A 25,338-nucleotide genomic window follows, 5' to 3' on the forward strand; every position below is an offset into this window, starting at 1 on the left:
GGTCCGAGCGTTAAAACGATAAGGAGCAGATGATGAAAATCGACTTTGCGGGAAAAGTGGCGCTGGTAACCGCCTCAACCAGCGGGATCGGCTTCGCCATTGCCAGAGGTCTGGCAGAGAGCGGTGCGGAAGTGATCGTCAATGGCCGCAGCACGGAATCGGTGAATAAGGGCATTCAACAGCTCCAGCAGGTGGTGCCCGGCGTGCAGGTGCGTGCCGCGATTGCCGATCTCAGCACGGCCGAAGGGGTCGAGTCGCTTCTGAAGGTTGCGAATAATGTCGATATCCTGGTCAACAACGCCGGGATTTACGGCCCGCAGGATTTCTATGCCACCGACGATGAAACCTGGGAACGTTACTGGCAGACCAACGTCATGTCCGGCGTGCGCCTCTCCCGCGCCCTGCTGCCGGGCATGGTGCAGAAAGGCTGGGGACGCGTGGTGTTTATTTCCTCCGAGTCGGCCTGCAATATCCCGGCGGATATGATCCACTACGGGGTGACCAAAACGGCGCAGCTCTCGCTGGCGCGCGGGCTGGCGAAGTTCGTGGCGGGAAGCGGGGTGACGGTCAACAGCGTATTGCCGGGGCCAACGATGTCTGACGGTTTCGCGGAAATGATGAAGGATGAAATCGAAAAAACCGGCAAATCGCTGGAGCAGCTGGCGAAAGAGTTTGTGATGGCCAACCGCCCCAGCTCGGTTATCCAGCGCGCGGCTACGGTTGAAGAGGTGGCCAATATGGTGATTTATGTCTGTTCGACCCAGGCCTCCGCCACCTCGGGCGCGGCGTTGCGCGTCGATGGCGGCGTCGTGGATGACATCATCTGATCCGTCAGGCTGCAGCGCCTGCTATGCGGCGGGCGGTGATGAAGTGTTCCTGCCAGTAGCTGTCAGTCAGGGTTGAAACCGTTACGCCCTGGCTGCTTGAGGCTTGAATAAACTGGCTATCACCAATATAAACGCCGACGTGCTTGCGGTGCGGACCGGTCTGGAAGAAGACCAGGTCTCCGGGCCTCAGGCGGTATTGTGCCACCTGCACACCGCGATGGATTTGCTCGCTCGTCGTGCGCGGTAAATCAAGGTGCGCAGCATCGCTGAACAGATGCTGCATGAGGGCGGAACAGTCCACCCCACGTTGCGTGGTTCCGCCCCACTGGTACTGGGTTCCCTTCCATTTCTGGTATTGGTCAAGAATTCGGGAGCGTAGCGGCCCCATTTCCTGGTGCACCAGCGCAGTCTTCGCCGGGGATACCGCCAGCTCGCTGTTCATCGATAACATCGACGCAGGCAGTTGAAAACTTAATGCAGAGAACGAAGCAAAACTTAACGTGAGGATTGAAATAAGCGATCTGAACGTCATATCAAAAGAGAGTCTGTGAGTGAATTTATCCTTACCTGTGAGGGACAATGGGCCCTCTAAATATCTTGCGATGTGGCGATAATATAGACAGTTCATTTCTTCACCAATCTTTATCGGGACCAAAAATGGACTCACGTTGAGATCGCAAGATCGAGAAAAAAATGGTTGTGATGTAAGGACTGTCCAGGTAAAGCAGGTAAACTGATCCACAGAATGTGTATTTCAGCTAAGACGTATTTATGACCAACATGATTGCCGACGAGACGGTGGCGAAATCCAACGTGCTCTCTGTCTTTGACTTTGACGGGACATTAACCCACCACGACAGCTTTATTCCTTTCCTGCGTTTTGCCTTTGGTAAACGTTACTTCGCGGGTCGTCTGGTGCGTATGGCGCTGCCCACGCTCCACTGCGTGCGTCGCAAGCTGACGCGCGATGAGCTGAAGGAAGTGCTGATTAAAACGTTCCTGACGGGCGTGGATGAACACTGGCTACGCCAGCAGGCAGAGGCGTTTTGCGAAAAATACTGGAGCAAACTAATGCGTCCGGAGGGCGTGATGGCCGTCGCCGCAGAGGTGAATTCCGGTGCGGAAGTGACCATCTGTTCCGCGTCTCCGGCGCTGGTGCTCCAGCCGTGGGCCGACAAGCTGGGCATTAAGCTGATTGGCACGCAGCTGGAAGTGAAAGACGGCAAGCTGACGGGGCGCATTACGGGCAATAACTGCCGCTGCGCCCAGAAAGTGGCAAGACTGGAAAAGGTGTATGGCGATCTGAACGCCTATCACCTGCGCGCCTGGGGCGACACCCGCGGCGACCACGAACTGCTGGCAGCCGCGCAGGATCCACACTGGCGGCATTTCCATCACCCGCGCAAGCGCCGGAATTCACCCATCAAGTAGCCTTTTGCCGGGTGGCGGCTGCGCCTTACCGGGCCTACATTCGAACCGTAGGCCCGGTAAGCGAAGCGCCACCGGGCGGTACATCAAGCCTCACGTTTCCCCGGGAACATCACGCTCGCAATAATCCCCAGCGCCAGCACGCCGAGCACGACAAACAGGCTTGCCGTGGCGCCAATGTTGTAACCGTGATGCCAGAAGTGATCGGTGGCATTTAATCCCAGCTTGAACGCCACGAAGAACAGCAGCAGCACGACGGCTTTTTCGAGGTGCACCAGATACTGCTTCAGCGCTTCCAGAACAAAGTAGAGCGTACGCAGGCCGAGAATGGCGAACATCATGGCGCTGTAGATAATCAGCGGCTCGCGGCTCACGGCAATAATGGCCGGTACGGAGTCAAACGCGAACATCACATCAGAGAGCTCGACGACGGCCACGCAAAGCAGCAGCGGCGTCGCATAGCGCTTCGCCTTCTTAACGCGTCCCACCGTCACGTCCTGGTTTTCCGGTTTTTCGAGCTCCGCATCCACCTCTTTCTGCGTCAGAATAAAGGCATTGCTGCTGATTTTCGGCCAGACAGGATAGAAGCGTTTCACCAGGCGATAAGCGAGATGGCTCGAGTAGTCTTCCACTTCGTCACTCTCTTCGTTGCGTTTGAGCATCATCACCGCCGTCCAGCCGACGACCAGCGCGAAGATCACTTCTACGTAAGGCCCCAGACTCAACAGGCTTGTACCAATCGCCACAAAGATGCCGCGGAACACTATCGCACCCAGCACGCCCCAGTAGAGCACGCGGTGGCGATACTTATCCGGCACGCCGAACCAGGCAAAAATCGCCATCATCACAAACAGGTTATCGACGGAAAGCACCTCTTCCAGCGCGTAGCCGGTGAGGAACAGGCTCGCCATCTCTGCGCCGTGGTGAACATACAGGAACCCGGCGAACGCCATCGCCATCATGACCCAAAAGAGGGACCACATCGCGGCGCTTTTCAGCGAGATCGGTTTATCGTGACGATGCATAAAGAGGTCGATAAACATCGCCCCAACGGCCATCACGACAAAGACAACAACGGTTTCAGTCGGGAAACCGAGATGAGCAGCAGACATACAAAACCCTTTTGGCAGACAAAACACAACACCATGCAAACTGGCGTAAACCAGGAACAGAAAAGGGTGGACTGTTAATCAGCCTTTTCACCCTCAAAGCCGCAGCCCTGTCGGCTGCGTAAAGAGGAGTGTACTTTACCTTACCAGGCGGGGATCGCGCATCTGCCGTTTAGGCGCTCATGCCGCGCAAACGCTGCAGCACCGCCACCAGAACCGCCACAGACCAGCCGACCATCAACGCGCCCACCAGCCCTTCCACCCCGCCGATAAGCCGCCAGTGTTGGGGTAACGTGACATCGCCGTATCCCACCGTGGCGTAACTGACCAGCGAAAAGTAGAAACTGGTGTTCCAGTCCTTAAACGCGTCAATGACAAAATAAAACGCAGCAAACAGCCCTGCCTCAAGAAGATGGGCGAAGATCATGGAGATAACGATGCCGACATTACGTAAAACAATACGAACCGCAGAATCGACTTCTAACGTAATGAATTTCAATACCCCGAACATCCACAGCGAATGAATCACCACGGTAAGGGTAAGCAAAATAATAATACTGAGTAGCTGCATGACGCGTGCTCTGACCAAAAGGGATATGGCCCCACGAACGCGGCGGGGCACCTGGTCGAAGCTTAGTTGAGTGGAGAGGAAAAGTTGGTGCAATAATTGCGTTGCGTGATTATTTCTCTGCCAGCGCCTGTGCGCAGGCCCAGGCGCTTGCCCATGCCCACTGGAAGTTGTACCCGCCGAGCCAGCCGGTAACGTCCATCACTTCGCCAATAAAATAGAGCCCCGGCACGTTGCGGGCTTCCATGGTGCGGGAAGAGAGTTCATGCGTATCCACCCCACCCAGCGTCACTTCCGCCGTGCGGTAGCCTTCGGTGCCGTTTGGCTGCACGCGCCAGTTTGTCAGCGTCTCGACCAGCGTCTCCTGCTCGCGGCTGTTAAGCTGCTTGAGCGACGCATCCGGGATCTGCCCCAGCGCCTGTAAACATTCCACCAGACGTTTCGGCAACTGCATTGCCAGCGTGTTTTTCAGGCTTTGATTAGGGTGCGCCGCGCGCTGCTCGTTGATGAACGCGTCCAGATCGCAATCGGGGAGCAGGTTAACCGTGACAAACTCCCCCGGCTGCCAGTAGCTGGAAATTTGCAGTACCGCCGGGCCGGAGAGGCCGCGATGGGTAAAGAGCAGGTTTTCGCGGAACACCGTACCGTCTTCAGCGGTAATGACTGACGGAACAGACACCCCGGAAAGCGTCTGGAGCTGTTCGAGCAGCGGTTTATGCAGCGTAAACGGCACCAGACCGGCGCGGGTCGGCAGAACCTTCAGGCCAAACTGCTCGGCAATCTTATAGCCGAACGGGGAAGCGCCCAGCCCCGGCATGGAAAGTCCGCCGCTGGCGATCACCAGGTTATCGGCACTGACACTTTCACCGTTGAGCTGCAGCGTGTAGCCCTGCTCGTCGCGCGTGACCTCCAGCACCTCCGTGCGCAGGCGCATCACCACACCGCCCTTTTCGCACTCGGCCACCAGCATATCGACAATCTGCTGCGCGGAGTCGTCGCAGAACAGCTGGCCCAGCGTCTTCTCATGCCACGCGATGCCGTGCTTACCGACAAGATCGATAAAATCCCACTGGGTGTAACGCGCCAGCGCCGATTTGCAAAAATGACGGTTCTGGCTCAGATAGGCCGCGGGCTCAACATACAGGTTAGTAAAGTTGCAGCGCCCGCCGCCGGACATCAGGATCTTACGACCTGGCTTTTTACCGTTATCCAGCAACAGCACACGACGACCCGCCTGTCCGGCCATCGCCGCACAAAACATACCCGCCGCACCGGCGCCAATTACCACGGCATCAAACCTTTCCACGTCAAAATCCTCTTTGTTAACTGCCTCGGATTGTAAAGTTTCCTCTGTGGTCACACCAGCGTAAAAAGATATTACAAAGCCATTCCATTGAAATTTAAAGAATAACCTTTCAGGCACTTTTCCCAAATCAGGTGGTATGTCAAAAAAAGTCTATATTTCACTTTGCCCGCCGTGCATTTGTCCTGGATAATGCGCCGCGTTCATGTCCTCAAAATGGCGTAACGTCCTATGCTACATTTGTTTGCCGGCCTGGATTTACATACCGGGCTTTTATTATTGCTTGCTCTGGTTTTTGTACTGTTTTACGAAGCGATCAACGGCTTCCACGACACTGCAAACGCAGTAGCAACGGTTATTTACACCCGCGCAATGCGATCGCAACTTGCGGTTGTTATGGCGGCGGTATTTAACTTTTTTGGTGTCCTCCTGGGCGGACTGAGCGTTGCGTATGCCATCGTGCATATGCTGCCAACGGATCTGCTGCTTAACGTTAGTTCTGGCCATGGCCTCGCTATGGTGTTCTCAATGCTGCTTGCTGCAATTATCTGGAACCTCGGTACCTGGTATTTCGGCCTGCCTGCATCCAGTTCTCACACTCTCATCGGCGCGATTATCGGTATCGGGTTAACAAACGCCCTGATGACCGGTACATCGGTTGTTGATGCGTTAAATATCCCGAAAGTACTGGGGATCTTTGCCTCACTCATCGTCTCCCCTATTGTGGGTCTGGTGGTGGCTGGCGGGCTGATCTTCATCCTGCGTCGTTACTGGAGCAACACCAAAAAACGCTCCCGTATTCACCTGACGCCAGCAGAGCGTGAAAAGAAAGACGGCAAGAAAAAGCCGCCATTCTGGACGCGTATTGCTCTGATCATTTCCGCTATCGGCGTGGCTTTCTCACACGGCGCGAACGATGGTCAGAAAGGCATTGGTCTGGTGATGCTGGTACTGATTGGCGTCGCACCGGCAGGATTCGTGGTCAACATGAATGCCTCTGGCTACGAAATCACCCGTACCCGTGATGCGGTGAACAACGTCGAAACCTACTTCCAGCAGCATCCCGAACTGCTGAAGAAGGCGACCGGCGTTGACCAGTTAATCCCTTCTCCGGAAGCGGGTGCCACGACTGCACCAGGCGAGTTCCACTGCCATCCGGCAAACGCGATTAACGCGCTGGAACGTGCGAAAGGCATGCTGGGCAATATCGAAAGCTATGACAAACTGTCCGTTGAGCAGCGTGGCCAGCTGCGTCGCATTATGCTGTGCATCTCTGATGTGACGGATAAAGTGGCGAAACTGCCTGACGTGAATGCTGACGACCAGCGTCTCCTGAAGAAACTGAAAGGCGATATGCTCAACACCATTGAGTACGCGCCAATCTGGATCATCATGGCCGTCGCGCTGGCGCTGGGTATCGGTACGATGATTGGCTGGCGTCGCGTGGCGACCACCATCGGCGAGAAGATCGGTAAGAAAGGCATGACCTATGCGCAGGGTATGTCCGCGCAGATGACGGCGGCGGTGTCTATCGGTCTGGCAAGCTATACCGGTATGCCGGTCTCAACGACCCACGTACTCTCCTCGTCCGTGGCAGGTACCATGATTGTTGACGGTGGCGGCCTGCAGCGCAAAACCGTGACCAACATTCTGATGGCCTGGGTGTTCACCCTTCCGGCATCCATTCTGCTCTCTGGCGGTTTGTACTGGATCTCGCTGAAGCTGATCTAACCGGCTGAGTGCGACAAAAAAGCGGGTCAGGAAACTGACCCGCTTTTTTTATACTCAGTGCCAAATCATCAATGCAATCATACTGACCACGACCAGCCCGCACAGGGCGCTGGTCAAAATGAACTGACGACGCAGGCGCTCGCAACGACGGATAAACTCTTCATCGTGATGATCGCGGTAGCGCTGGTAGTAGATGTATCCCACCAGGCGCATCTGTTTGCTGGGCTGTCCATGCGAGGTGAAGAAACCTCCACCGTCCACATACTGATAAAGCAACGGATCGCAACCACGAAGTACCACTAACAGCGCACGTAACGATGAGAAGTAGCGCGCCATATTCACTATGCAAACTACGCATAACGCCCAAAACAATGCGACGGTGCTAATCATACATCCTCCCCGGCGTCCGCCCATGAAGCAAGGCTCCTGAGCTACCGCACCCCAATGCCCTGACAGACAGTTCAGTGAAAGAATGACTAAAAGTCGATCCGGTTCGCGTTTTAATATCCGAACGGCTCATTAAATAGTGTAGGAGATCCGTTAATTTTTTTGCCACAAGGTTAATCGTTATCAACACCAAAGCTTGAAAAATATGTTTAACTGGGCCGTAATGAATGTATCAGACGACGGCATTCGCATTTAGTCATCGATAACTTAAGGAAGGAGTAACACTATGGCTTACAAACACATTCTCATCGCGGTAGACCTCTCTCCGGAGAGCAAAGTGCTGGTTGATAAAGCGGTATCCATGGCACGCCCCTACAACGCGAAAGTTTCGCTGATCCACGTTGATGTGAATTACTCCGACCTCTATACCGGTCTGATCGACGTGAATCTTGGCGATATGCAGAAACGCATCTCCGAAGAGACGCACCACGCCCTGAGCGAGCTGTCCACCAACGCGGGTTACCCTATCACCGAAACCCTGAGCGGCAGCGGTGACCTGGGTCAGGTACTTGTGGATGCGATTAAGAAATACGATATGGATCTGGTGGTTTGCGGTCACCATCAGGACTTCTGGAGCAAGCTGATGTCTTCAGCGCGCCAGCTGATTAACACCGTTCACGTGGATATGCTGATTGTTCCACTGCGTGATGAAGAAGACGAGTAAGTGCATTAAATGCCCCTCACCCTAACCCTCTCCCATAGGGAGAGGGAATAGATCGAGAACGTAGGCCGGGTAAGGCGAAGCCTCCACCCGGCTTTTTTTATTCCGGCGTACCCGAATAAATATCAAACCGGTGCCCTTTGGTGGTCACCGCATTGGTCGTGGCAACGTCCGCCAGCGGCGGCGCATAGTCAGGGCGCTTCACCACCACCCGCTTCGTCGCGAGCTGACGAGCCGGCTCCAGCAGGCCGTCTGCATCTAAATCCGGCCCCACCAGCGACTGAAACACCCGCATCTCTTTTTTCACCAGCGCGCTTTTCTGCTTATGCGGGAACATCGGGTCGAGATAAACAACCTGCGGGCGCGGGGTGATATCGGTCAGCGCCGTCAGGCTGGAGGCGTGGATCAGCTGCAGCCGCTCCTCCAGCCACGGGCCGATTTCCGGGTCCGCGTAGCCACGGGTCAGGCCATCATCGAGCAGTGCAGCCACCACCGGGTTGCGCTCCAGCATCCGCACGCGGCAGCCGACAGACGCCAGCACAAACGCATCGCGCCCCAGCCCCGCCGTGGCATCGACCACGTCCGGGAGGTAGCTCCCTTTGATGCCGACCGCTTTGGCAACAGCCTCACCGCGACCGCCGCCAAACTTGCGTCGGTGCGCCATGGCGCCGCCGACAAAATCGACAAAAATCCCGCCGAGCTTCGGTTCGTCGCGCTTGCGTAATTCGAGATGCGCTGTAGTCATCACCAGCGCCATCGGGTTTTCTTCATCGTGCTCCAGCCCCCAGCGGGCCGCCAGAACAGATAAGGCGCCGTCTCCGGCGCCTGTTTCATCTACTAAGCAGATCTTCACGTAACAATCAGCCTTTGATCCCGTAATGCTCAAGCATCGCATCCAGCTGAGGCTCGCGGCCGCGGAAGCGTTTGAACAGCACCATTGGCTCTTCAGAACCGCCTCGGGTCAGGATGTTGTCGAGGAACGACTGGCCGGTTTCGCGGTTGAAGATCCCCTCCTCTTCGAAGCGAGAGAAAGCGTCTGCCGCCAGCACGTCGGCCCACAGATAGCTGTAGTAACCCGCCGCATAGCCGCCTGCGAAAATGTGGCTGAAGGCATGCGGGAAGCGGCCCCAGGTTGGCCCTGGGATCACGGCGACCTGCTTTTTAATCTCGGCCAGGGTTTCAAGGATTTTCGCCCCCTGCTCCGGGCTAAACTCGGCGTGCAGGCGGAAGTCAAACAGGCCGAACTCCAGCTGACGCAGGATAAACATCGCCGCCTGGTAGTTCTTGGCCGCCAGCATTTTATCGAGCAGCTCTTTCGGCAGCGGTTCGCCGGTTTCATAGTGACCGGAGATAAACGCCAGCGCGTCCGGCTCCCAGCACCAGTTTTCCATAAACTGGCTCGGCAGCTCGACCGCATCCCACGGCACGCCGCTGATGCCGGCCACGCCTGCAGTTTCGATGCGGGTCAGCATATGGTGCAGACCGTGACCGAACTCGTGGAACAGGGTGATCACTTCGTCGTGGGTAAACAGCGCAGGCTTGCCGCTCACCGGGCGGTTGAAGTTACAGGTCAGGTAAGCAACCGGCTTTTGCAAAGATCCATCGGCTTTACGCATCTGGCCGACGCAGTCATCCATCCACGCCCCGCCGCGCTTGTTCTCACGGGCGTAGAGATCGAGGTAGAAGCTGCCGCGCAGTTCGTTTTTCTCGTCATACAGCTCGAAGAAGCGCACGTCCGGGTGCCAGACGTCGATATCGGTACGCTCTTTCGCGGTGATGCCATAGATGCGTTTTACCACTTCAAACAGGCCGTTAACGGCTTTGTTTTCCGGGAAGTACGGGCGCAGCTGCTCGTCGCTGATGCTGTAGAGGTGCTGCTTCTGTTTTTCGCTGAAGTAGGCGATATCCCACGGCTGCAGCTCGTCTACGCCGAACTCCGCTTTCGCGAAGGCGCGCAGCTGGGCCAGCTCTTTTTCACCCTGCGGACGGGCGCGTTTCGCGAGATCCGTCAGGAAGTCGAGCACCTGCTGCGGGTTTTCCGCCATTTTGGTGGCGAGAGATTTGTCGGCGTAGTTTTCAAAGCCCAGCAGCTGCGCTAGCTCGTGGCGCAGGGCGAGGATTTCCGCCATCACCGGGCTGTTGTCCCACTTACCGGCATTCGGCCCCTGATCGGAAGCGCGGGTGCTGTACGCGCGGTACATCTCTTCGCGCAGGGCCTGGTTGTCGCAGTAGGTCATCACCGGCAGGTAGCTTGGGATGTCCAGCGTTAACAGGAAGCCTTCCTGCTCTTTCGCTTCGGCCTGCGCTTTTGCCGCCGCCAGCGCGCTTTCGGGCATACCTGCCAGCTCCGCTTCGTCGGTAATCAGCTTCGTCCAGCCCATGGTGGCGTCGAGCACGTTGTTACTGTACTGGTTGCCCAGTTCGGACAGGCGCGCGGCAATTTCACCGTAGCGGGTCTGCTTCTCTTTTGGCAGGCCAATCCCGGAAAGCTCGAAATCACGCAGGGCGTTATCGACGGATTTTTTCTGCGCGGTATTCAGTTCGGCATAGTGGTCGCCGTCGCGCAGGTCGCGATACGCCTTGTAGAGCCCTTCGTGCTGACCGACCCAGGTGCTGTACTCAGAGAGCAGCGGCAGGGTTTGTTCGTAGGCTTCGCGCAGTTCCGGGCTGTTTTTTACCGAGTTCAGGTGGCTCACCGGGGAGAAGATACGCCCCAGAACGTCATCCACTTCGGCCAGCGGCTGACACAGATTTTCCCAGGTGTACGGCGCGCCCTGCGCGACCACGCTTTCTACCGCCGCACGGCAGTTGTCCAGCGATTGCGTAACGGCTGGAACCACATGCTCAGGGAGGATTTTAGAAAACGGTGGCAACGAAAAAGGCGTCAGTAATGGATTGGTCATAAACGCTGTCCTGTTGAATTTGATGAATGAAGCGCGCATCCGGCGCTGTGCATATGGGATCTAGAATGGGGTTAAGTGTAGAGGATTTCAATGGCCCCGCTTACCGGGCCTGCGGGTAATCTGCGCCGTTCTGCTGTAAACTGTGGCAAATCGTCAATTCAGCGGAAAATCATTACCCATGCTCAGTTATCGCCACAGCTTCCACGCAGGCAACCACGCCGACGTCCTTAAACACACCGTTCAGAGCCTGATCATCGAATCGCTCAAAGAGAAAGAGAAGCCGTTTCTCTATCTGGACACCCACGCGGGCGCGGGCCGTTATCAGCTGAGCGGCGAGCATGCCGAGCGCACCGGTGAATACCTTGAAGGGATCGCCCGCATCTGGCAGCAGGACGACCTGCCTGCGGAGCTGGAGCCCTATATCGGCGTGGTGAACCACTTCAACCGCAACGGTCAGCTGCGCTACTACCCGGGATCACCGCTGATTGCACGCCAGCTGCTGCGCGAGCAGGACAGCCTCCAGCTGACCGAGCTGCACCCGAGCGATTTCCCGCTGCTGCGTTCCGAATTCCAGAAAGACGGCCGCGCCCGCGTGGAAAAAGCCGACGGCTACCAGCAGCTGAAAGCCAAGCTGCCGCCGGTTTCACGCCGTGGGCTGGTGCTGATCGACCCGCCGTACGAAATCAAAACCGACTATCAGGCGGTGGTGACCGGCATCCACGAAGGCTACAAGCGCTTCGCCACCGGGACATACGCCCTGTGGTATCCGGTGGTCCTGCGCGCGCAAATCAAACGTATGATCAAAGACCTGGAAGCGACCGGCATCCGCAAAATCCTGCAGATCGAGCTGGCGGTACGCCCGGACAGCGACCAGCGCGGCATGACCGCCTCGGGCATGATCGTCATCAACCCGCCGTGGAAGCTTGAAGCGCAGATGAACAACGTGCTGCCGTGGCTGCATAAAAAGCTGGTGCCAGCCGGCACTGGTCACGCCACCGTCAGTTGGATCGTGCCGGAGTAATCGCAGCCATCGGTGGAAACTATTGATTTCAGGTATACAATCGCGGCAATTCACGATTAAGGATAACAGCTATGACTAAGCATTATGACTACATCGCAATCGGCGGCGGCAGCGGCGGCATCGCCTCCATCAACCGCGCGGCCATGTACGGCCAGAAGTGCGCGCTGATTGAAGCAAAAGCGCTGGGCGGCACCTGCGTGAACGTGGGTTGTGTACCGAAGAAAGTGATGTGGCATGCGGCGCAAATCCGTGAAGCTATCCATATGTATGGCCCGGACTACGGCTTTGACACTACCATCAACCACTTCGACTGGGACAAACTGATCGCCAGCCGTACCGCCTACATCGACCGTATTCACACCTCATACGACAACGTCCTGGGTAAAAATAACGTCGACGTTATCCACGGTTTCGCCCGCTTTGTGGACGCCAAAACGATCGAAGTGAACGGCGAGACAATCACCGCCGATCACATTCTGATCGCCACCGGCGGTCGTCCGAGCCACCCGAACATCCCGGGCGTGGAATACGGCATCGACTCCGACGGCTTCTTTGAACTGCCTGCCCTGCCAAAACGCGTTGCCGTTGTTGGCGCGGGCTACATTGCGGTAGAACTGGCCGGCGTGATTAACGGCCTGGGGGCGGAAGCGCACCTGTTCGTGCGTAAACACGCACCGCTGCGCAGCTTTGACCCGCTGATCGTCGATACGCTGGTTGAAGTAATGAACGCCGAAGGCCCAACCCTGCACACCCACGCCGTGCCAAAAGCGGTCGTGAAAAATGCAGACGGCAGCCTGACCCTGGAGCTGGAAGATGGCCGCAGCCAGACCGTCGATTGCCTGATCTGGGCGATTGGCCGTGAACCTGCGAACGATAACTTCAACCTCGGCGTGACCGGCGTGAAAACCGACGAAAAAGGCTATATCGTCGTCGATAAATTCCAGAATACCAGCGTACCGGGCATTTATGCGGTCGGCGATAACACCGGTGCGGTTGAGCTGACCCCGGTAGCCGTTGCGGCGGGCCGTCGTCTCTCCGAGCGCCTGTTCAACAACAAGCCGGACGAGCATCTGGATTACAACCTTATCCCGACCGTTGTCTTCAGTCACCCGCCAATCGGCACCGTCGGCTTAACCGAGCCGCAGGCGCGCGAGCAGTATGGCGACGACCAGGTGAAAGTGTATAAATCGGCCTTCACCGCGATGTATACCGCCGTCACCTCTCACCGCCAGCCGTGCCGCATGAAGCTGGTCTGCGTGGGTCCGGACGAGAAAATTGTCGGCATCCACGGCATTGGCTTCGGCATGGACGAGATCCTGCAGGGCTTTGCCGTGGCGCTGAAGATGGGCGCAACGAAGAAAGACTTCGACAACACGGTGGCGATTCACCCGACGGCGGCGGAAGAGTTTGTGACCATGCGTTAATCCTGATGCCCCTCTCTTGAGGGGCATTTTTTTTAACATTCATAAATCGTTGCAAAACGAATGCTCCGAAAATAGTGATCTACCGCACATATCCCTCCCCATCTACCGAAGCGAATGTCTACGCTTATAAGACGCCCGGATAAACCTGTCTTTAGAACGCACAACCGGAGGTCCTTATCACCATGTTCAACCAGAAACTACAGGCTACCGAGAACATCGAGTTCGAGATTGCAGAAGAGCTGCGCTACGAGACCGATCCCTGCGAGTTAAAACTGGATGAGATGATCGAGGCGGAGCCGGAACCGGAAATGATTGAAGGGCTGCCCGCGTCGGATGCGCTGACGCCCGCAGACCGCTATCTTGAACTGTTTGAACACGTGCAGTCGTCGCGGCTGTTTGCGGACAGTAAAACCTTCCCCGACTGCGCGCCGAAGATGGACCCGCTGGACATCCTGATCCGCTATCGCAAGGTCAGACGCCACCGGGATTTCGACCTGCGCCAGTTTGTGGAGAACCACTTCTGGATGCCGGAAACGTACAGCACAGAATATGTCTCCGACCCGGGCCTCTCCCTGAAAGAGCACATTGATAATCTGTGGCCGGTGCTGACGCGCGAGCCGCAGGACCATATTCCCTGGTCTTCTCTGCTGGCGCTGCCCCAGGCCTATATCGTCCCCGGCGGGCGATTCAGCGAGACCTACTACTGGGATTCCTATTTCTCCATGCTGGGTCTGGCGGAGAGCGGGCGCAACGATCTGCTGAAGTGTATGGCGGATAACTTCGCGTGGCTTATCGAGCGCTACGGGCATATCCCCAACGGCAACCGTACCTATTATCTCAGCCGCTCTCAGCCACCGGTCTTTGCGCTGATGGTGGAGCTGTTTGAGGAGGACGGCGTGCGCGGTGCGAAACGCTATCTGGATCACCTCAAAATGGAGTACGCCTTCTGGATGGATGGCGCGGAATCGCTGCTGCTTAACCAGGCTTATCGCAGCGCCGTGCGTATGCCGGACGGTTCATTGCTTAACCGCTACTGGGACGACCGTGACACCCCGCGCGACGAATCGTGGATTGAGGACGTGGAAACCGCCCGCCACTCTGGTCGTCCGCCCAATGAGGTGTATCGCGACCTGCGCGCGGGCGCGGCGTCAGGCTGGGATTACTCGTCCCGCTGGCTGCGCGATCCGTCGCGGCTCGCCAGTATCCGCACGACGCAGTTTATCCCCATCGATTTGAACGCCTTCCTGTTCAAGCTGGAAAGCGCCATCGCCAACATCTCAGCGTCGAAAGGGGATAAAGAGACGGCCGACCTGTTCCGCCAGAAAGCCAGCGATCGCCGCGAGGCGGTGAACCGCTATCTGTGGGATGAGGAGAGCGGCTGCTACCGAGATTACGACTGGCGACGCGAAGAGCTGGCCCTGTTTTCTGCCGCCAGCATTGTGCCGCTGTACGTTGGCATGGCGACCCACGAGCAGGCCGAGCGCTTGTCGGATGCGGTCAAAGCGCGGCTGCTGACGCCGGGCGGAATTCTGGCTACCGAATACGAAACCGGCGAGCAGTGGGATAAACCCAACGGCTGGGCGCCGCTGCAGTGGATGGCGATCCAGGGATTCAAGCAGTACGGCAATGACTCGCTGGGGGATGAGATCGCCTGGAGCTGGCTGCATACGGTGAACCATTTTTATAAGACGCACCATAAGCTGATTGAGAAGTACCACATCGCCAGCAGTACGCCGCGCGAAGGGGGCGGGGGTGAGTACCCGCTTCAGGATGGCTTCGGCTGGACCAACGGCGTGGTGCGCCGGCTGATTGGGCTGTATGGGGAGCCTTGATTGGGGTGAGGGGAAAAATTTAGCGGATCACCTCATAAATGGCAGACTGAATGGACTGCCATTTTTTCGTCGTGGCATCCGGCTGCGACTGCACGCGGCGGGTTGCCATGTCGAGATCGTGCTGCTGGCGTTTGACCACGGCAGGCACGGTGCAGAAGGCTTTAAGATACTCTTTACGAACCGAGGTCAGAGACTCGCCGTTCGACATGGCGTGGCTGAGCGTGTTGATGAAGCGGCGACAAGGCTTCTCTTCCACCATGTTCTGCCGGTAGCGTAACATCAGCTCCAGCACATCGTCATAGCCTGCCGACATCGCCTCTTCGGTCCAGGAGAGTTTCCAGTCCATCCCGCCCTGCAAAAAGAGCTGCGCCACGCGGGTATCGTTGCGGTTAATGGCCGAGCGGAAGTTATTCTCGTCCCAGGTCACCCCCATCCGCGTTAGCGTCTCGCGCGAGGAAGGCGTCTCGCGCATTTCCTGTGGAGGAGGCGCTTCTGCTGCACTGACGGCCGCAGGCTGCGGTTTGCTGCTGGTCACCAGCCAGAATCCCCCCGCCACGATGGCAATCACCATGACGCCAACCGCCCCCCATAACGCACCGGAAATGAGCTGCTCGCGTTGCTCGGGCGTGCGCGGCGCGCGCTGGGTCGGCTTTTCAATAGTGTCACGAACCTCAAACAGATCCCCGCCGGTGACCCGATCCATTTTCTGCGCCTTTTCCCAGAAAGTGTGTAACTCGCTGGCATCCACCGCCATGAATCCGGCCGGATTGACGCGCGTTCTCCCCTCTTCAAACGCGCGTTGAACCGGCCGCGCGATCTGCGTGTAGTAGTTATCCAACAGCTGAACTTGCGCCGAACTTAACGTTTTCTGAACGGTAATGTTGTTGCGAATTTGCCGAATGTCATCGAGGAAGGTTTGCAGGGTTTTACGCGGTTCAACCAGCAGCGTCAGCATGGACGGATCGCTGAAAAGCGAAGCGTAATAGCGGCTGAACTCTTTTTTATCCACCAGCAACTGCGCCAGTTCACTGAACATCATGCCGCTCAGGACGTCGTTGATCTCGCCGAGTTTAAGCCAGCGCCTTACGCGGTCAGCGTTAAACAGGGTCTTCAGATGGTTGTTCAGCCGCACCTGATCGGGCCAGGCCTGCTGGATGAGCCCTTTGATCATGAGCTCTATCGCGCGGACCTGCTTTTGCGCCTGCTGCTGCTGAAGCTCGCTTCCCGGTGCCAGGTCCGTGCTATATGTCAACAGCGGCTGCTGCAGGCGGAGATGTTCCAGCGCGGTCACAAACCGCATCGCCGCAATAAGCTGGTTTTCACTCACGTCCTGTCCGCTTTCATATTGCGGCACGCGCTGCTGCAGCAGGCGCAGCTGGAGCGTAAATTCCGACATCTCGGCATCATTAAGGTTGAGCTTCTTCGCAACGGCTCCCCAGCCCCCCAGGGCTAATCGCGCGCTGTCCAGCTGTTCCAGGAACCAGCGTGGATCTTTGCCCTCAGAAGCATGTACATTCAGAAGAAGCAAAATTTCCACCGACGCATGGCGAATGACCGCCAGACAGTGTTCGAACTGTTCGCGAATATGATGTGATGTGCTGAGGGTCATTATTTACCTTAAGTGACAACGAAAACATCGAAATGGGCACGTGACGGCCTTTTTTCTTTTTATTTATACGAGGTTAACCATACCTGACTTTCTGTTGAAATAAAGTGACAACCCTAAAATCATTTAAAAAGTGTCAGGAGAATCTGAATGCCTGTTTTAATCACCCCTCGCCTTCACTGCTCGCCTCTGCAGGAACAGGACTGGCCCTTTTTTCTGGCGTTGCAGCAGCACCCTGACGTCATGCGCTTTGTGGCGGAAGACCGCCCCGTTGCCGCCATTCGCGAGGCGTTTGATGCTCGTCTGACACCCTGGACGCCAGGCAGCGCGCACTGGCTGTGTCTCGTTGTCCGTGATGCCCTATCCCGTGCTCCGCTGGGGGTTACCGGGTATATTCATCGGGAGGAGGATTGCGCTGAGGTCGGTTTTCTTTTCGCACCCGAGGCACAGGGAAAAGGCTACGGCTTTGAATCCCTGCAGGCGCTTTGCCGCTATGCCTTTGAAGAGGGAGGTATACGCCGACTCACCGCCACCGTCACGGCGGGGAATGTCGCCTCAAGACGTCTGCTGGAAAAAGCCCACTTTTGCCTGGAAGGGGAATTACGTGAGAGCTATTTCCTCGCGGGGCGCTGGCATAATGACTGGTTATTTGGTTTATTACGGCAGGAATATCTGAATAACAATTCCTGATCAACAGCCATTTGGCGGATATTTATCGTAAATCGTTTCCTCTACAGTGTCGCGACTTAAGAGGAAACGAATATGAAAGGTCATACGCTGAAAATATCTTCTGCCGCCATTGCGTTAATTAAAAAACATCAGGGTCTTTCGCTGGAGAAATACCGTGACGAAAACGGATTGTGGGTTATCGGCTATGGACATGAGATTCGCGAGAGGGAAAAATTCCGCGGCCTTATTACTCCCCTGCAGGCGGAATATTTACTCCAGGAAGATATTCAGCTGTGTGAGACGCTGCTGCGGGAAATGTGTACACGCCCATTAACCCAACAGCAGCATGACGCGCTGGTAATGATGATATTCAGTTCTGGAGAGGTACCTTCACTCCAGAAAGCGAACTTTCAGGCCATCGCCCGGGTATAGAACATGGCAGCCTGCGTTCTGTTTTTCACGTCCAGCCGCCGGAAAAGCGCCTCGAGGTGCGCTTTTACCGTGGCGGCACTGATGTTGAGATTGCGTCCAATCTCTTTGTTTGACTCCCCCGCCGCCAGCAGTTTCAGCACCTCCCGCTGGCGCTCGCTTAACGCTGATAGCGCCTGCGGCGACGACGGCTGTTTGACCCACTCTCCCGGAAAACAGACCATCCCTCGGGACACCGAGTCCAGCACGGCGGAAAAGCGCTCGGGGCTGGCGTTTCGGGGAATAATGGCCATGACGTTTCGCTGCCGCAATTGCTCCACCCATCTGGCCTCTTTTTTCGCTAACACCATCACCACGCGGATCGCCGGAAAGCGATGCATGAGCGCTTCCAACCACGCTGTCTCCTCGTTCTGAATGACATTCCCGTCAATCAGGACGATAGCAGCCGGCGAAGCGGATACCTGAGCCCATAAATCTTCTGTCTGACAGGTCCCTGTCATATTTATTTCCGGAATGAGCTTCTGCAGACTGTGTATCGCTCCATGAATAAATATTGACTGCCTGTCAAACATGATTACTCGCATCGTTTTTCTCCCTCTGAGAATAGCGAAGGGGGATTCTACAGAGGCATTTTTTAAGAAAAAACTCAACGAACGGAGACGTTACAAATCCCGCCGGGTTCTTTATATCTGTCAGTATTTAGACACATTCACCTTAAGGATTTCCTTAAGAGGATCCTTCCCCTTAAGCCCAGGCATCACAGGAACATACCACCTGACACCTCAATGCGCTGCGCGTTCATCCAGCCCAGTTTATCGCTGAGCAGCGCCGCAACGGCATCGCCAATATCGTCCGGCAGCCCCACTCGTCCCAGCGCCGTCTGCGCGGCCAGCATCTGATTCAGCTCCGCATTGTCGCGAACGCGTCCGCCGCCAAAGTCCGTTTCTATCGCACCGGGCGCGATGATATTGACGGCGATCCCGCGCGCGCCCAGCTCTTTCGCCTGGTAACGCGTCAGCACTTCCATTGCCCCCTTCATGGCCGCATAGGTCCCTGAGCCCGGCTGGGTAAAACGGGCCAGCCCGCTGGAGACGTTGAGGATCCGCCCACCGTCGGCCAGCAAGGGCAACAGGCGCTGCGTCAGGAAGAAGGGCCCCTTGAAATGGATGTTTAATGCCTCATCGAACTGGGCTTCCGTGGTGTCGGCATAGGGCGCGTATAATCCCGTTCCGGCATTGTTTAATAAATAATCAAAGTTTTCACGCTGCCAGACCGTCTTCAGGGTTTCCTGAAGCTGGCAGGCAAAATGGTCAAAACGGGAAATATCCCCGACGTTGAGCTGTAATGCCGCCGCGTTAACGCCTTTTTCCTGAATTTGTTGCACGACTTCCAGCGCTTCCTGCTGGCTACGGTTGTAGGTGAGGACAATTCCCGTGCCGTCTGCCGCCAGCTTTAAAGCAGCGTTTTTACCCAGACCACGGCTACCACCCGTCACTAATGCGATACGTTCAGTCATCATAAACCTCGTTTTGGCTGTTATGGAGATTGAGAAAGAGCTTATTAGGTGATAGAAAATCAATAAAGAGGGGTTAAAACGCTTCACTGTTTCAACAGAAACAACAATGAGCTTCGTCTATGGATAAAATTCACGCAATGCAGCTGTTTGTCCGCGTCGCGGAACTGGAGAGTTTTTCGCGCGCGGCAGAAACATTAACCCTGCCGAAAGGCAGCGTTTCACGGCAAATTCAGGCCCTGGAAAACCGGCTGGGCACCCAGCTATTGCACCGCACCACGCGGCGCGTCAGCCTGACGCAGGACGGCATGGTCTATTACGAACGGGCAAAAGATCTGCTGGCAAACCTTGATGAACTCGACGGTATGTTTCAGCACGACCCCTCCAGCATCAGCGGACGGCTCCGCGTGGATATGCCCGTTGGCGTTGCTCGAAATTTAGTCATCCCCAAACTGCCTGCTTTTTTGCAGCACTATCCGGGCATTGAGCTGGAGCTCAGCAGCAGCGATCGCCTGGTGGATGTTATCCGCGAAGGATTTGACTGCGTGGTGCGCGTCGGCACGCTGAAGGATTCGGGGCTTATCGCCCGCCCGCTGGGCAAGCTGTCGGTGATTAACTGCGCCAGTCCGGACTATCTGGCGCGTTTTGGCTACCCGGAAACGCTGGACGATTTAGGCTCCCACGCCGTTATTCATTACGCCGCCACGCTGGGAAGCCGCCCGCAGGGCTTTGAATTTTATAACGGCAGTACGACACAGTGGATAAAAACGGGCGGGGTATTAACCGTTAACAGCACGGAGACCTACCAAGCTGCCTGCCTTGCCGGGCTGGGCATCATTCAGGTTCCGCGCGTGGGCGTGCGTGATTCTCTGCGCGCGAAGAAACTGGTTGAGATCCTCTCGCAATATCGGGCAGAGCCAATGCCGGTTTCCCTGATTTATCCACACCGCCGCAACCTCTCCCGCCGGGTACATCTGTTCATGGAGTGGCTTACTGAACTCACAAAAGCTTACGTGGACTAGTCGCAAGCTATAATTCAATAACATCCAGCCAAACGAAAAGGAAAAGACGCGTGACGCCGGAAAACAACCCGCAACGACCCACCCAACATTTAGAGTATGATCCCATCAAAAAGATGGAAACCGAGCCAGAAGAGGCCAAATCGCCTGGCACCGCCAGCAAAGCGCTGGGAACCGTCACCGGCATAGCCGAGAGAATTCAGCAGTTTCCCATGGTGGCGCATCTGATCCGCGCGACCGAGCGCTTTAATGACCGTATGGGGAACCAGTTTGGCGCTGCAATTACCTATTTTTCCTTCCTGTCGATGATTCCGATCCTGATGGTGTCATTTGCGGCGGCCGGTTTTGTGCTCGCGTCCCACCCGACGCTACTGCAGGATATCTTCACGAAGATCCTGAATAACGTCAGTGACCCGACTCTTGCCAGCACGCTCAAAAGCACCATCAATACCGCCGTTCAGCAGCGTACCACGGTCGGGATCGTCGGTTTGCTGATTGCCCTTTACTCCGGCGTTAACTGGATGGGCAACCTGCGCGAGGCCATTCGCGCCCAGTCGCGCGATGTCTGGGAGCGTAAGCCGCAGGACCAGGAGAAAATTTGGGTTAAGTATCTCCGCGACTTTATTTCGCTGATTGGCCTGCTGGTCGCCCTCATCGTGACGCTCTCCATTACCTCGGTGGCGGGCTCGGCGCAGCAGATGATTATCTCTGCGCTCTATCTTGATTACATCGAGTGGCTGAAGCCTGCCTGGCGCGGCATTGGGCTGGCCATTTCCATCTTCGCCAACTACCTGCTGTTCTTCTGGATCTTCTGGCGATTGCCCCGCCATCGCCCGCGTAAGAAGGCGCTGATCCGCGGCACGTTGATTGCGGCGATCGGCTTTGAAGTCATCAAAATCGTGATGACCTACACTCTGCCGTCACTGGTGAAATCCCCTTCCGGCGCGGCGTTTGGCTCGGTGCTGGGGTTGATGGCGTTCTTCTATTTCTTCGCGCGTCTGACCTTGTTCTGCGCGGCGTGGATTGCCACTGCCGAGTACAAAGATGACCCACGGATGCCGGGCAAAACGCACCGGTAACCCCTCTCTCGGGCTGAAATTTCAGCCCGATTCATCATTTCAGCATATAAATCCAGCTCGTAACTTTTATTTAACCGAAAACCAGTTTTATTGACTGATATTAGAAAACTGTGAAGCATTTCATAGACGAGTTTTGGCTGGCCTGAAAATTATCCGCTTTTTGTTGCTTTTATCGCCAGCGCGCGGCTTTGTTACAGATTGAAATGTCGCTTTTGCTGTGCGTAATATGGCCTTTCGTTCGACAAAAATAAGAAAATATTATGCAAGCAACAGCCACCACACTCGACTCAGGAACGGAAAACGTTCCGGTAAACTCGCGCAATAAAGTTGTCGTCGCATCGCTGATTGGCACCGCCATTGAGTTCTTCGACTTTTATATTTATGCCACCGCTGCGGTCATCGTCTTCCCGCATATCTTCTTCCCGCAGGGTGACCCGACGGCGGCCACGCTGCAGTCTCTGGCCACCTTTGCTATCGCGTTTGTGGCGCGCCCGATTGGTTCAGCGGTCTTTGGTCACTTTGGCGATCGCGTTGGCCGTAAAGTGACGCTGGTTGCTTCGCTGCTGACCATGGGAATTTCCACCGTGGCCATCGGCCTGCTGCCAACCTATGAAACCATCGGTATTCTGGCACCGGTCCTGCTGGCGCTGGCGCGTTTTGGTCAGGGTCTGGGCCTGGGCGGTGAATGGGGTGGCGCGGCGCTGCTGGCGACCGAGAACGCCCCGGCGCGCAAGCGCGCGCTGTATGGTTCATTCCCGCAGCTTGGCGCACCGATTGGCTTCTTCTTTGCGAACGGGACGTTCCTGCTGCTCTCCTGGCTGCTGACGGATGAACAGTTTATGAACTGGGGCTGGCGTATCCCGTTTGTCTTCTCAGCCGTACTGGTGCTGATTGGCCTGTACGTCCGCGTTTCTCTGCATGAGACCCCTGTCTTCGCGAAAGTTGCCGCGGCGAAAAAACAGGTGAAAGTGCCGCTGGGCACGCTGCTGACCAAACACGTCCGCGTGACCGTGCTGGGCACGTTTATCATGCTGGCAACCTACACGCTGTTCTACATCATGACGGTTTACTCCATGACCTTCAGTACCGCCGCCGCGCCGGTTGGGCTGGGGCTGCCGCGTAACGAAGTGCTGTGGATGCTGATGATGGCGGTGATTGGCTTTGGCGTGATGGTACCGATTGCGGGTCTGCTGGCGGATAAATTTGGCCGTCGCGCGAGCATGATTGCGATCACCACGCTCATCATTCTGTTTGCTCTGTTCGTCTTCCCACCGCTGCTGGGTTCAGGTAGCCCGGCGCTGGTCATGGCCTATCTGCTGATTGGCCTGAGCCTGATGGGGCTGACCTTCGGTCCGATGGGTGCGCTGCTGCCAGAGCTGTTCCCGACGGAAGTCCGTTATACGGGTGCCTCTTTCTCTTACAACGTCTCGTCTATCCTGGGCGCGTCCGTTGCGCCATATATCGCCACCTGGCTGCAGGCGAACTACGGTCTGTTCTATGTAGGCGTCTATCTGGCGGCCATGGCGGCGCTGACGCTGATTGCGCTGCTGCTGACGCATGAGACTAAGCATCAGGCTCTGTAAGCTAATGCCGGGTGGCGGCTACGCCTTACCCTGCCTACGATTCAAATGTAGGCCGGGTAAGCGCAGCGCCACCCGGCAATAACAGACCGCACCTTACTTCTTCATCTGCGACAAAATATTCCGACACTGGTTCGCTTCGCCTTCTGACGGTGAAATCAACGCCAGCAGCGCTGCGGCCGGGGTGACCAGCGTCGCAAGGGCTGCTGCCACCGCGCCGCGAGCAATCAGCGGGCCAGGCTTCACGCCCGCCTGCGGATTTTTGAACGTTCCGCGCACGTAAAGCGGCGAGCGCAGGGTGATGATACGGATCCCCTTACTTTCCGGGTCAATCGTCAAATCAAGCTGCTCCGAAGCCATGCTGGCGGTACCGGTCACGTTAATGACCGCGTTTTCCGTGTCGAAGGCGAAAATCTGCGGACGCGCCACGCCGTTAACCAGATCAAGATTGGCTGCCGCACAGTTCACCCGCACCTCATCGTCACCGAAGATTTGCCCGATAACGTAGTTACCCACGTTCAGGCCCAGGATCTCCATCAGGTTGCGGCTCACCAGACCGTCGTTCATCAGCAGCTTCAGGTTGCCGTTACTGCTTCCCAGCAGGGCCGCCACGGAATTGCCCACGCCGCGAATGTCGGCATCGCCGTTCATTTCACCGAGGGTTTTCTGCATCAGCTCCACGTTGGGCATCAGTTCTTTCAGCTTGAGCCTGCGAGCCTTAATTTCGGCTCGCCCCTGCATTGGCTTTTTATCGCCTTCGAGGTGAATGTTCGAGGAAATTGTCCCGCCCGCCATGCCAAACTTCAGCGGCTGCAGGCGCAGGTCGGCATTTTTGAGAAGGATATGGGTCGAAAGATTGCTGATCGGCAGCGTACTGCCATGTTCAATTTTTCCGCCTTTGAAGCGCACGTCCGCATCCATCACGTCCCACTTATCGGTCTCAAAGCGGTCATAGGGCAGCACTTTCCCGGCCGGCTGGATATCTTTCTTCACCTCTTTTGACTTCGTACCTTTACCGGAATCGACGCCGATCAGCGGGCCCAGGTCGGCCAGCCGCAGCTGACGGGACTCGACATCCCCTTCCAGTTTAGGGCGCGGTTTTCCGGTGGTGTACGTCAGCGAGCCGTGAATGTCGCTGTCGCCGATGCGGCCGTTAAAATCCCGGTAGTCAAAAACAGAGGATTTTTCGGTGTTGATTTTGGCGACCAGATGCCCGTCCGTTTCGAACGGCGGGGTATCCGGCAGCAGCACACCGGTCAGATCGTACAGCTCGCCCAGTGAATCACCGGCAAATTTGAGCCGCAGGTCGACGCCGCCCATGTTCATCGGGTCGTTGACCGTCCCCACGAACGCCACGCGGGTATTCCCGGAACGGAAGTCTGCCTGCACCGGGAACGGCGTGCCTTCGCTCCGCAGCGCCAGCATGCCGCCCATTTTCCCCTTTCCGCTCAGCGGCTGGCCGTTGTAACGCCCTTTTGCCGTCAGGCCGAAGACATAGTCACCCACGCTTGCCGTGTCGCCCTTCGCTTTGGTGCCCGTGACCTCGCTAAACGGCAGCGGCTTGCCCAGCGGATCGACCAGGATCTCTACATCCGCCTTGCTGACTTTATCGTCGATAGCGATCCGTCCGCGATCGAACAGAATGTTGTCGAGACGGAATGACCAGGAGGAAGGCTGGGCATGCGGATCTTTTTCGCCGTCGCTGGCGAGGTTAAACGTCCAGTTATTGTTTTTTTCTGAGAGGCGGATCAGGCGCGCATCGGGCTTCTGAAGTTTGATCCACGGCAGATAGACCGTTTTGGTGAAGAGCGCGAGCGGGGCCAGCGTGGCTTCAACGCGAGGGAGGTGAACCATGGTCACTTCCGGGATATCCGGCGGGTTGCCGAGAATAATGTCGTCGGCATGAACGTGCGGCCAGGGGATCCAGCTTCGCCAGCCTCGCTCCTCTTTCTGGCGTTCCCATACCACCCCTAAATCACCGCGTATGGCGAAGGGACGATTCAGTTCGGTTGAGACTTTCTGGTTGATGGTCGGCTTAAGGCGGTTCCAGTCAAACGTCGCAATAATGATGATCACGATCGCGATCAACAACAAGAAAATCCCTGCTGTCCAGGAGATTACCCTGGTTGTTTTAGTCATTTTTATCCCCTTTCCTGATGACCTGTCCTGTAAAACTATAGTCCAGACAA

General features: G+C 56.5%; 23 protein-coding genes. 12 read left to right on the forward strand and 11 right to left on the reverse strand.

Annotated features, from left to right (window positions below; translation table 11 throughout):
* Positions 1 to 32: 32 nt before the first annotated feature.
* Complete coding sequence (locus ACWHWP_RS22445) at positions 33 to 827, forward strand: SDR family NAD(P)-dependent oxidoreductase (RefSeq protein ID WP_447856739.1); 795 nt, start codon at positions 33 to 35, stop codon at positions 825 to 827.
* Between the two features lie 4 nt (positions 828 to 831).
* Here ACWHWP_RS22445 and ACWHWP_RS22450 read toward each other — a convergent pair whose 3' ends face one another.
* On the reverse strand, positions 832 to 1,278 hold the full coding sequence (locus ACWHWP_RS22450; RefSeq protein WP_447856460.1) for an NlpC/P60 family protein: 447 nt from the start codon (positions 1,276 to 1,278) through the stop codon (positions 832 to 834).
* A 320-nt stretch (positions 1,279 to 1,598) separates the two neighbouring features.
* Here ACWHWP_RS22450 and ACWHWP_RS22455 point away from each other — a divergent pair, with 320 nt between their 5' ends.
* Positions 1,599 to 2,258 (forward strand): HAD family hydrolase, encoded by a 660-nt coding sequence (locus tag ACWHWP_RS22455; RefSeq protein WP_074164600.1) that lies wholly within the window; start codon positions 1,599 to 1,601, stop codon positions 2,256 to 2,258.
* 83 nt (positions 2,259 to 2,341) lie between these two features.
* Here ACWHWP_RS22455 and ACWHWP_RS22460 read toward each other — a convergent pair whose 3' ends face one another.
* From ACWHWP_RS22460 to ACWHWP_RS22470, 3 genes are all read right to left on the reverse strand, one after another.
* Entirely contained in the window at positions 2,342 to 3,367 is a 1,026-nt protein-coding gene (locus tag ACWHWP_RS22460; RefSeq protein WP_447856462.1) for a TerC/Alx family metal homeostasis membrane protein, read from the reverse strand.
* Between the two features lie 169 nt (positions 3,368 to 3,536).
* Positions 3,537 to 3,935 carry a potassium channel family protein gene (locus tag ACWHWP_RS22465; RefSeq protein ID WP_047345691.1) on the reverse strand — a complete coding sequence of 133 codons (399 nt, stop codon included), beginning with the start codon at positions 3,933 to 3,935 and terminating at the stop codon, positions 3,537 to 3,539.
* Positions 3,936 to 4,044: 109 nt separating this feature from the next.
* The gene (locus ACWHWP_RS22470; RefSeq protein ID WP_447856464.1) at positions 4,045 to 5,238 is read right to left on the reverse strand and encodes an NAD(P)/FAD-dependent oxidoreductase; all 1,194 of its coding nucleotides are present in this window, start codon (positions 5,236 to 5,238) and stop codon (positions 4,045 to 4,047) included.
* 228 nt (positions 5,239 to 5,466) lie between these two features.
* Between ACWHWP_RS22470 and pitA the strand changes: the two genes are divergently transcribed.
* Entirely contained in the window at positions 5,467 to 6,966 is a 1,500-nt protein-coding gene (gene pitA / locus ACWHWP_RS22475) for an inorganic phosphate transporter PitA (RefSeq protein ID WP_047345686.1), read from the forward strand.
* Between the two features lie 54 nt (positions 6,967 to 7,020).
* On the opposite strand, the gene uspB is transcribed toward pitA, so the two are convergent.
* Positions 7,021 to 7,356 carry a universal stress protein UspB gene (uspB, locus tag ACWHWP_RS22480; RefSeq protein WP_003861224.1) on the reverse strand — a complete coding sequence of 112 codons (336 nt, stop codon included), beginning with the start codon at positions 7,354 to 7,356 and terminating at the stop codon, positions 7,021 to 7,023.
* A 283-nt stretch (positions 7,357 to 7,639) separates the two neighbouring features.
* Here uspB and uspA point away from each other — a divergent pair, with 283 nt between their 5' ends.
* On the forward strand, positions 7,640 to 8,077 hold the full coding sequence (gene uspA, locus ACWHWP_RS22485; RefSeq protein WP_003861223.1) for a universal stress protein UspA: 438 nt from the start codon (positions 7,640 to 7,642) through the stop codon (positions 8,075 to 8,077).
* A 97-nt stretch (positions 8,078 to 8,174) separates the two neighbouring features.
* Here the strand turns inward: uspA and rsmJ are convergent, their stop codons facing one another.
* Both rsmJ and prlC read right to left on the reverse strand, forming a co-directional pair.
* Positions 8,175 to 8,927 carry a 16S rRNA (guanine(1516)-N(2))-methyltransferase RsmJ gene (gene rsmJ / locus ACWHWP_RS22490; protein WP_063428571.1) on the reverse strand — a complete coding sequence of 251 codons (753 nt, stop codon included), beginning with the start codon at positions 8,925 to 8,927 and terminating at the stop codon, positions 8,175 to 8,177.
* Positions 8,928 to 8,934: 7 nt separating this feature from the next.
* The gene (prlC, locus tag ACWHWP_RS22495) at positions 8,935 to 10,977 is read right to left on the reverse strand and encodes an oligopeptidase A (protein WP_059311431.1); all 2,043 of its coding nucleotides are present in this window, start codon (positions 10,975 to 10,977) and stop codon (positions 8,935 to 8,937) included.
* A gap of 178 nt (positions 10,978 to 11,155) precedes the next feature.
* On the opposite strand from prlC, the gene ACWHWP_RS22500 reads away from it, so the two are divergent.
* The 3 genes from ACWHWP_RS22500 to ACWHWP_RS22510 all read left to right on the forward strand — a co-directional run bounded on the left by ACWHWP_RS22500 (position 11,156) and on the right by ACWHWP_RS22510 (position 15,254).
* Positions 11,156 to 11,998 (forward strand): 23S rRNA (adenine(2030)-N(6))-methyltransferase RlmJ, encoded by an 843-nt coding sequence (locus ACWHWP_RS22500; RefSeq protein WP_047345682.1) that lies wholly within the window; start codon positions 11,156 to 11,158, stop codon positions 11,996 to 11,998.
* A 71-nt stretch (positions 11,999 to 12,069) separates the two neighbouring features.
* Complete coding sequence (gene gorA, locus ACWHWP_RS22505; protein ID WP_063958017.1) at positions 12,070 to 13,422, forward strand: glutathione-disulfide reductase; 1,353 nt, start codon at positions 12,070 to 12,072, stop codon at positions 13,420 to 13,422.
* Between the two features lie 182 nt (positions 13,423 to 13,604).
* The gene (locus tag ACWHWP_RS22510; protein WP_059311434.1) at positions 13,605 to 15,254 is read left to right on the forward strand and encodes an alpha,alpha-trehalase; all 1,650 of its coding nucleotides are present in this window, start codon (positions 13,605 to 13,607) and stop codon (positions 15,252 to 15,254) included.
* 19 nt (positions 15,255 to 15,273) lie between these two features.
* Here the strand turns inward: ACWHWP_RS22510 and ACWHWP_RS22515 are convergent, their stop codons facing one another.
* Positions 15,274 to 16,863: an STY4199 family HEPN domain-containing protein gene (locus ACWHWP_RS22515; protein ID WP_447856465.1), complete on the reverse strand. Its 1,590-nt coding sequence runs from the start codon at positions 16,861 to 16,863 to the stop codon at positions 15,274 to 15,276.
* 147 nt (positions 16,864 to 17,010) lie between these two features.
* On the opposite strand from ACWHWP_RS22515, the gene ACWHWP_RS22520 reads away from it, so the two are divergent.
* Positions 17,011 to 17,550: a GNAT family N-acetyltransferase gene (locus ACWHWP_RS22520; protein ID WP_059311436.1), complete on the forward strand. Its 540-nt coding sequence runs from the start codon at positions 17,011 to 17,013 to the stop codon at positions 17,548 to 17,550.
* 72 nt (positions 17,551 to 17,622) lie between these two features.
* Positions 17,623 to 17,961 (forward strand): lysozyme, encoded by a 339-nt coding sequence (locus ACWHWP_RS22525; RefSeq protein WP_447856467.1) that lies wholly within the window; start codon positions 17,623 to 17,625, stop codon positions 17,959 to 17,961.
* Here ACWHWP_RS22525 and ACWHWP_RS22530 read toward each other — a convergent pair.
* Together ACWHWP_RS22530 and ACWHWP_RS22535 are read right to left on the reverse strand one after the other, a co-directional pair.
* Positions 17,940 to 18,542, reverse strand: coding sequence for a response regulator transcription factor (locus ACWHWP_RS22530; protein ID WP_447856469.1), 603 nt, complete (start codon positions 18,540 to 18,542; stop codon positions 17,940 to 17,942). The genes ACWHWP_RS22525 and ACWHWP_RS22530 overlap by 22 nt on opposite strands.
* 173 nt (positions 18,543 to 18,715) lie before the next feature.
* The gene (locus tag ACWHWP_RS22535) at positions 18,716 to 19,474 is read right to left on the reverse strand and encodes an SDR family NAD(P)-dependent oxidoreductase (RefSeq protein WP_059311439.1); all 759 of its coding nucleotides are present in this window, start codon (positions 19,472 to 19,474) and stop codon (positions 18,716 to 18,718) included.
* Between the two features lie 119 nt (positions 19,475 to 19,593).
* On the opposite strand from ACWHWP_RS22535, the gene ACWHWP_RS22540 reads away from it, so the two are divergent.
* The 3 genes from ACWHWP_RS22540 (at position 19,594) to ACWHWP_RS22550 (ending at position 23,152) form a co-directional block, all read left to right on the forward strand.
* A complete protein-coding gene (locus tag ACWHWP_RS22540) occupies positions 19,594 to 20,493 on the forward strand; it encodes a LysR family transcriptional regulator (protein ID WP_447856471.1) in 900 nt (299 codons plus the stop codon).
* A 50-nt stretch (positions 20,494 to 20,543) separates the two neighbouring features.
* Entirely contained in the window at positions 20,544 to 21,569 is a 1,026-nt protein-coding gene (yhjD, locus tag ACWHWP_RS22545) for an inner membrane protein YhjD (RefSeq protein WP_047345661.1), read from the forward strand.
* A gap of 260 nt (positions 21,570 to 21,829) precedes the next feature.
* Positions 21,830 to 23,152 carry an MFS transporter gene (locus tag ACWHWP_RS22550; protein ID WP_059311441.1) on the forward strand — a complete coding sequence of 441 codons (1,323 nt, stop codon included), beginning with the start codon at positions 21,830 to 21,832 and terminating at the stop codon, positions 23,150 to 23,152.
* Between the two features lie 93 nt (positions 23,153 to 23,245).
* Here the strand turns inward: ACWHWP_RS22550 and ACWHWP_RS22555 are convergent, their stop codons facing one another.
* The gene (locus ACWHWP_RS22555) at positions 23,246 to 25,288 is read right to left on the reverse strand and encodes an AsmA family protein (RefSeq protein WP_447856472.1); all 2,043 of its coding nucleotides are present in this window, start codon (positions 25,286 to 25,288) and stop codon (positions 23,246 to 23,248) included.
* Between the last annotated feature and the right edge of the window lie 50 nt (positions 25,289 to 25,338).

Source organism: Enterobacter sp. WI-ESBL-E8 (assembly GCF_053364895.1).

Excerpts from the sequence above, each read along its gene's own strand:
- ACWHWP_RS22445 (WP_447856739.1), top strand. The coding sequence starts at position 33 with ATGAAAATCGACTTTGCGGGAAAAGTGGCGCTGGTAACCGCCTCAACC.
- ACWHWP_RS22450 (WP_447856460.1), bottom strand. The coding sequence starts at position 1,278 with ATGTTATCGATGAACAGCGAGCTGGCGGTATCCCCGGCGAAGACTGCG.
- ACWHWP_RS22455 (WP_074164600.1), top strand. The coding sequence starts at position 1,599 with ATGACCAACATGATTGCCGACGAGACGGTGGCGAAATCCAACGTGCTC.
- ACWHWP_RS22460 (WP_447856462.1), bottom strand. The coding sequence starts at position 3,367 with ATGTCTGCTGCTCATCTCGGTTTCCCGACTGAAACCGTTGTTGTCTTT.
- ACWHWP_RS22465 (WP_047345691.1), bottom strand. The coding sequence starts at position 3,935 with ATGCAGCTACTCAGTATTATTATTTTGCTTACCCTTACCGTGGTGATT.
- pitA (WP_047345686.1), top strand. The coding sequence starts at position 5,467 with ATGCTACATTTGTTTGCCGGCCTGGATTTACATACCGGGCTTTTATTA.
- uspB (WP_003861224.1), bottom strand. The coding sequence starts at position 7,356 with ATGATTAGCACCGTCGCATTGTTTTGGGCGTTATGCGTAGTTTGCATA.
- uspA (WP_003861223.1), top strand. The coding sequence starts at position 7,640 with ATGGCTTACAAACACATTCTCATCGCGGTAGACCTCTCTCCGGAGAGC.
- prlC (WP_059311431.1), bottom strand. The coding sequence starts at position 10,977 with ATGACCAATCCATTACTGACGCCTTTTTCGTTGCCACCGTTTTCTAAA.
- ACWHWP_RS22500 (WP_047345682.1), top strand. The coding sequence starts at position 11,156 with ATGCTCAGTTATCGCCACAGCTTCCACGCAGGCAACCACGCCGACGTC.
- gorA (WP_063958017.1), top strand. The coding sequence starts at position 12,070 with ATGACTAAGCATTATGACTACATCGCAATCGGCGGCGGCAGCGGCGGC.
- ACWHWP_RS22510 (WP_059311434.1), top strand. The coding sequence starts at position 13,605 with ATGTTCAACCAGAAACTACAGGCTACCGAGAACATCGAGTTCGAGATT.
- ACWHWP_RS22515 (WP_447856465.1), bottom strand. The coding sequence starts at position 16,863 with ATGACCCTCAGCACATCACATCATATTCGCGAACAGTTCGAACACTGT.
- ACWHWP_RS22520 (WP_059311436.1), top strand. The coding sequence starts at position 17,011 with ATGCCTGTTTTAATCACCCCTCGCCTTCACTGCTCGCCTCTGCAGGAA.
- ACWHWP_RS22525 (WP_447856467.1), top strand. The coding sequence starts at position 17,623 with ATGAAAGGTCATACGCTGAAAATATCTTCTGCCGCCATTGCGTTAATT.
- ACWHWP_RS22530 (WP_447856469.1), bottom strand. The coding sequence starts at position 18,542 with ATGCGAGTAATCATGTTTGACAGGCAGTCAATATTTATTCATGGAGCG.
- ACWHWP_RS22535 (WP_059311439.1), bottom strand. The coding sequence starts at position 19,474 with ATGACTGAACGTATCGCATTAGTGACGGGTGGTAGCCGTGGTCTGGGT.
- ACWHWP_RS22540 (WP_447856471.1), top strand. The coding sequence starts at position 19,594 with ATGGATAAAATTCACGCAATGCAGCTGTTTGTCCGCGTCGCGGAACTG.
- ACWHWP_RS22550 (WP_059311441.1), top strand. The coding sequence starts at position 21,830 with ATGCAAGCAACAGCCACCACACTCGACTCAGGAACGGAAAACGTTCCG.
- ACWHWP_RS22555 (WP_447856472.1), bottom strand. The coding sequence starts at position 25,288 with ATGACTAAAACAACCAGGGTAATCTCCTGGACAGCAGGGATTTTCTTG.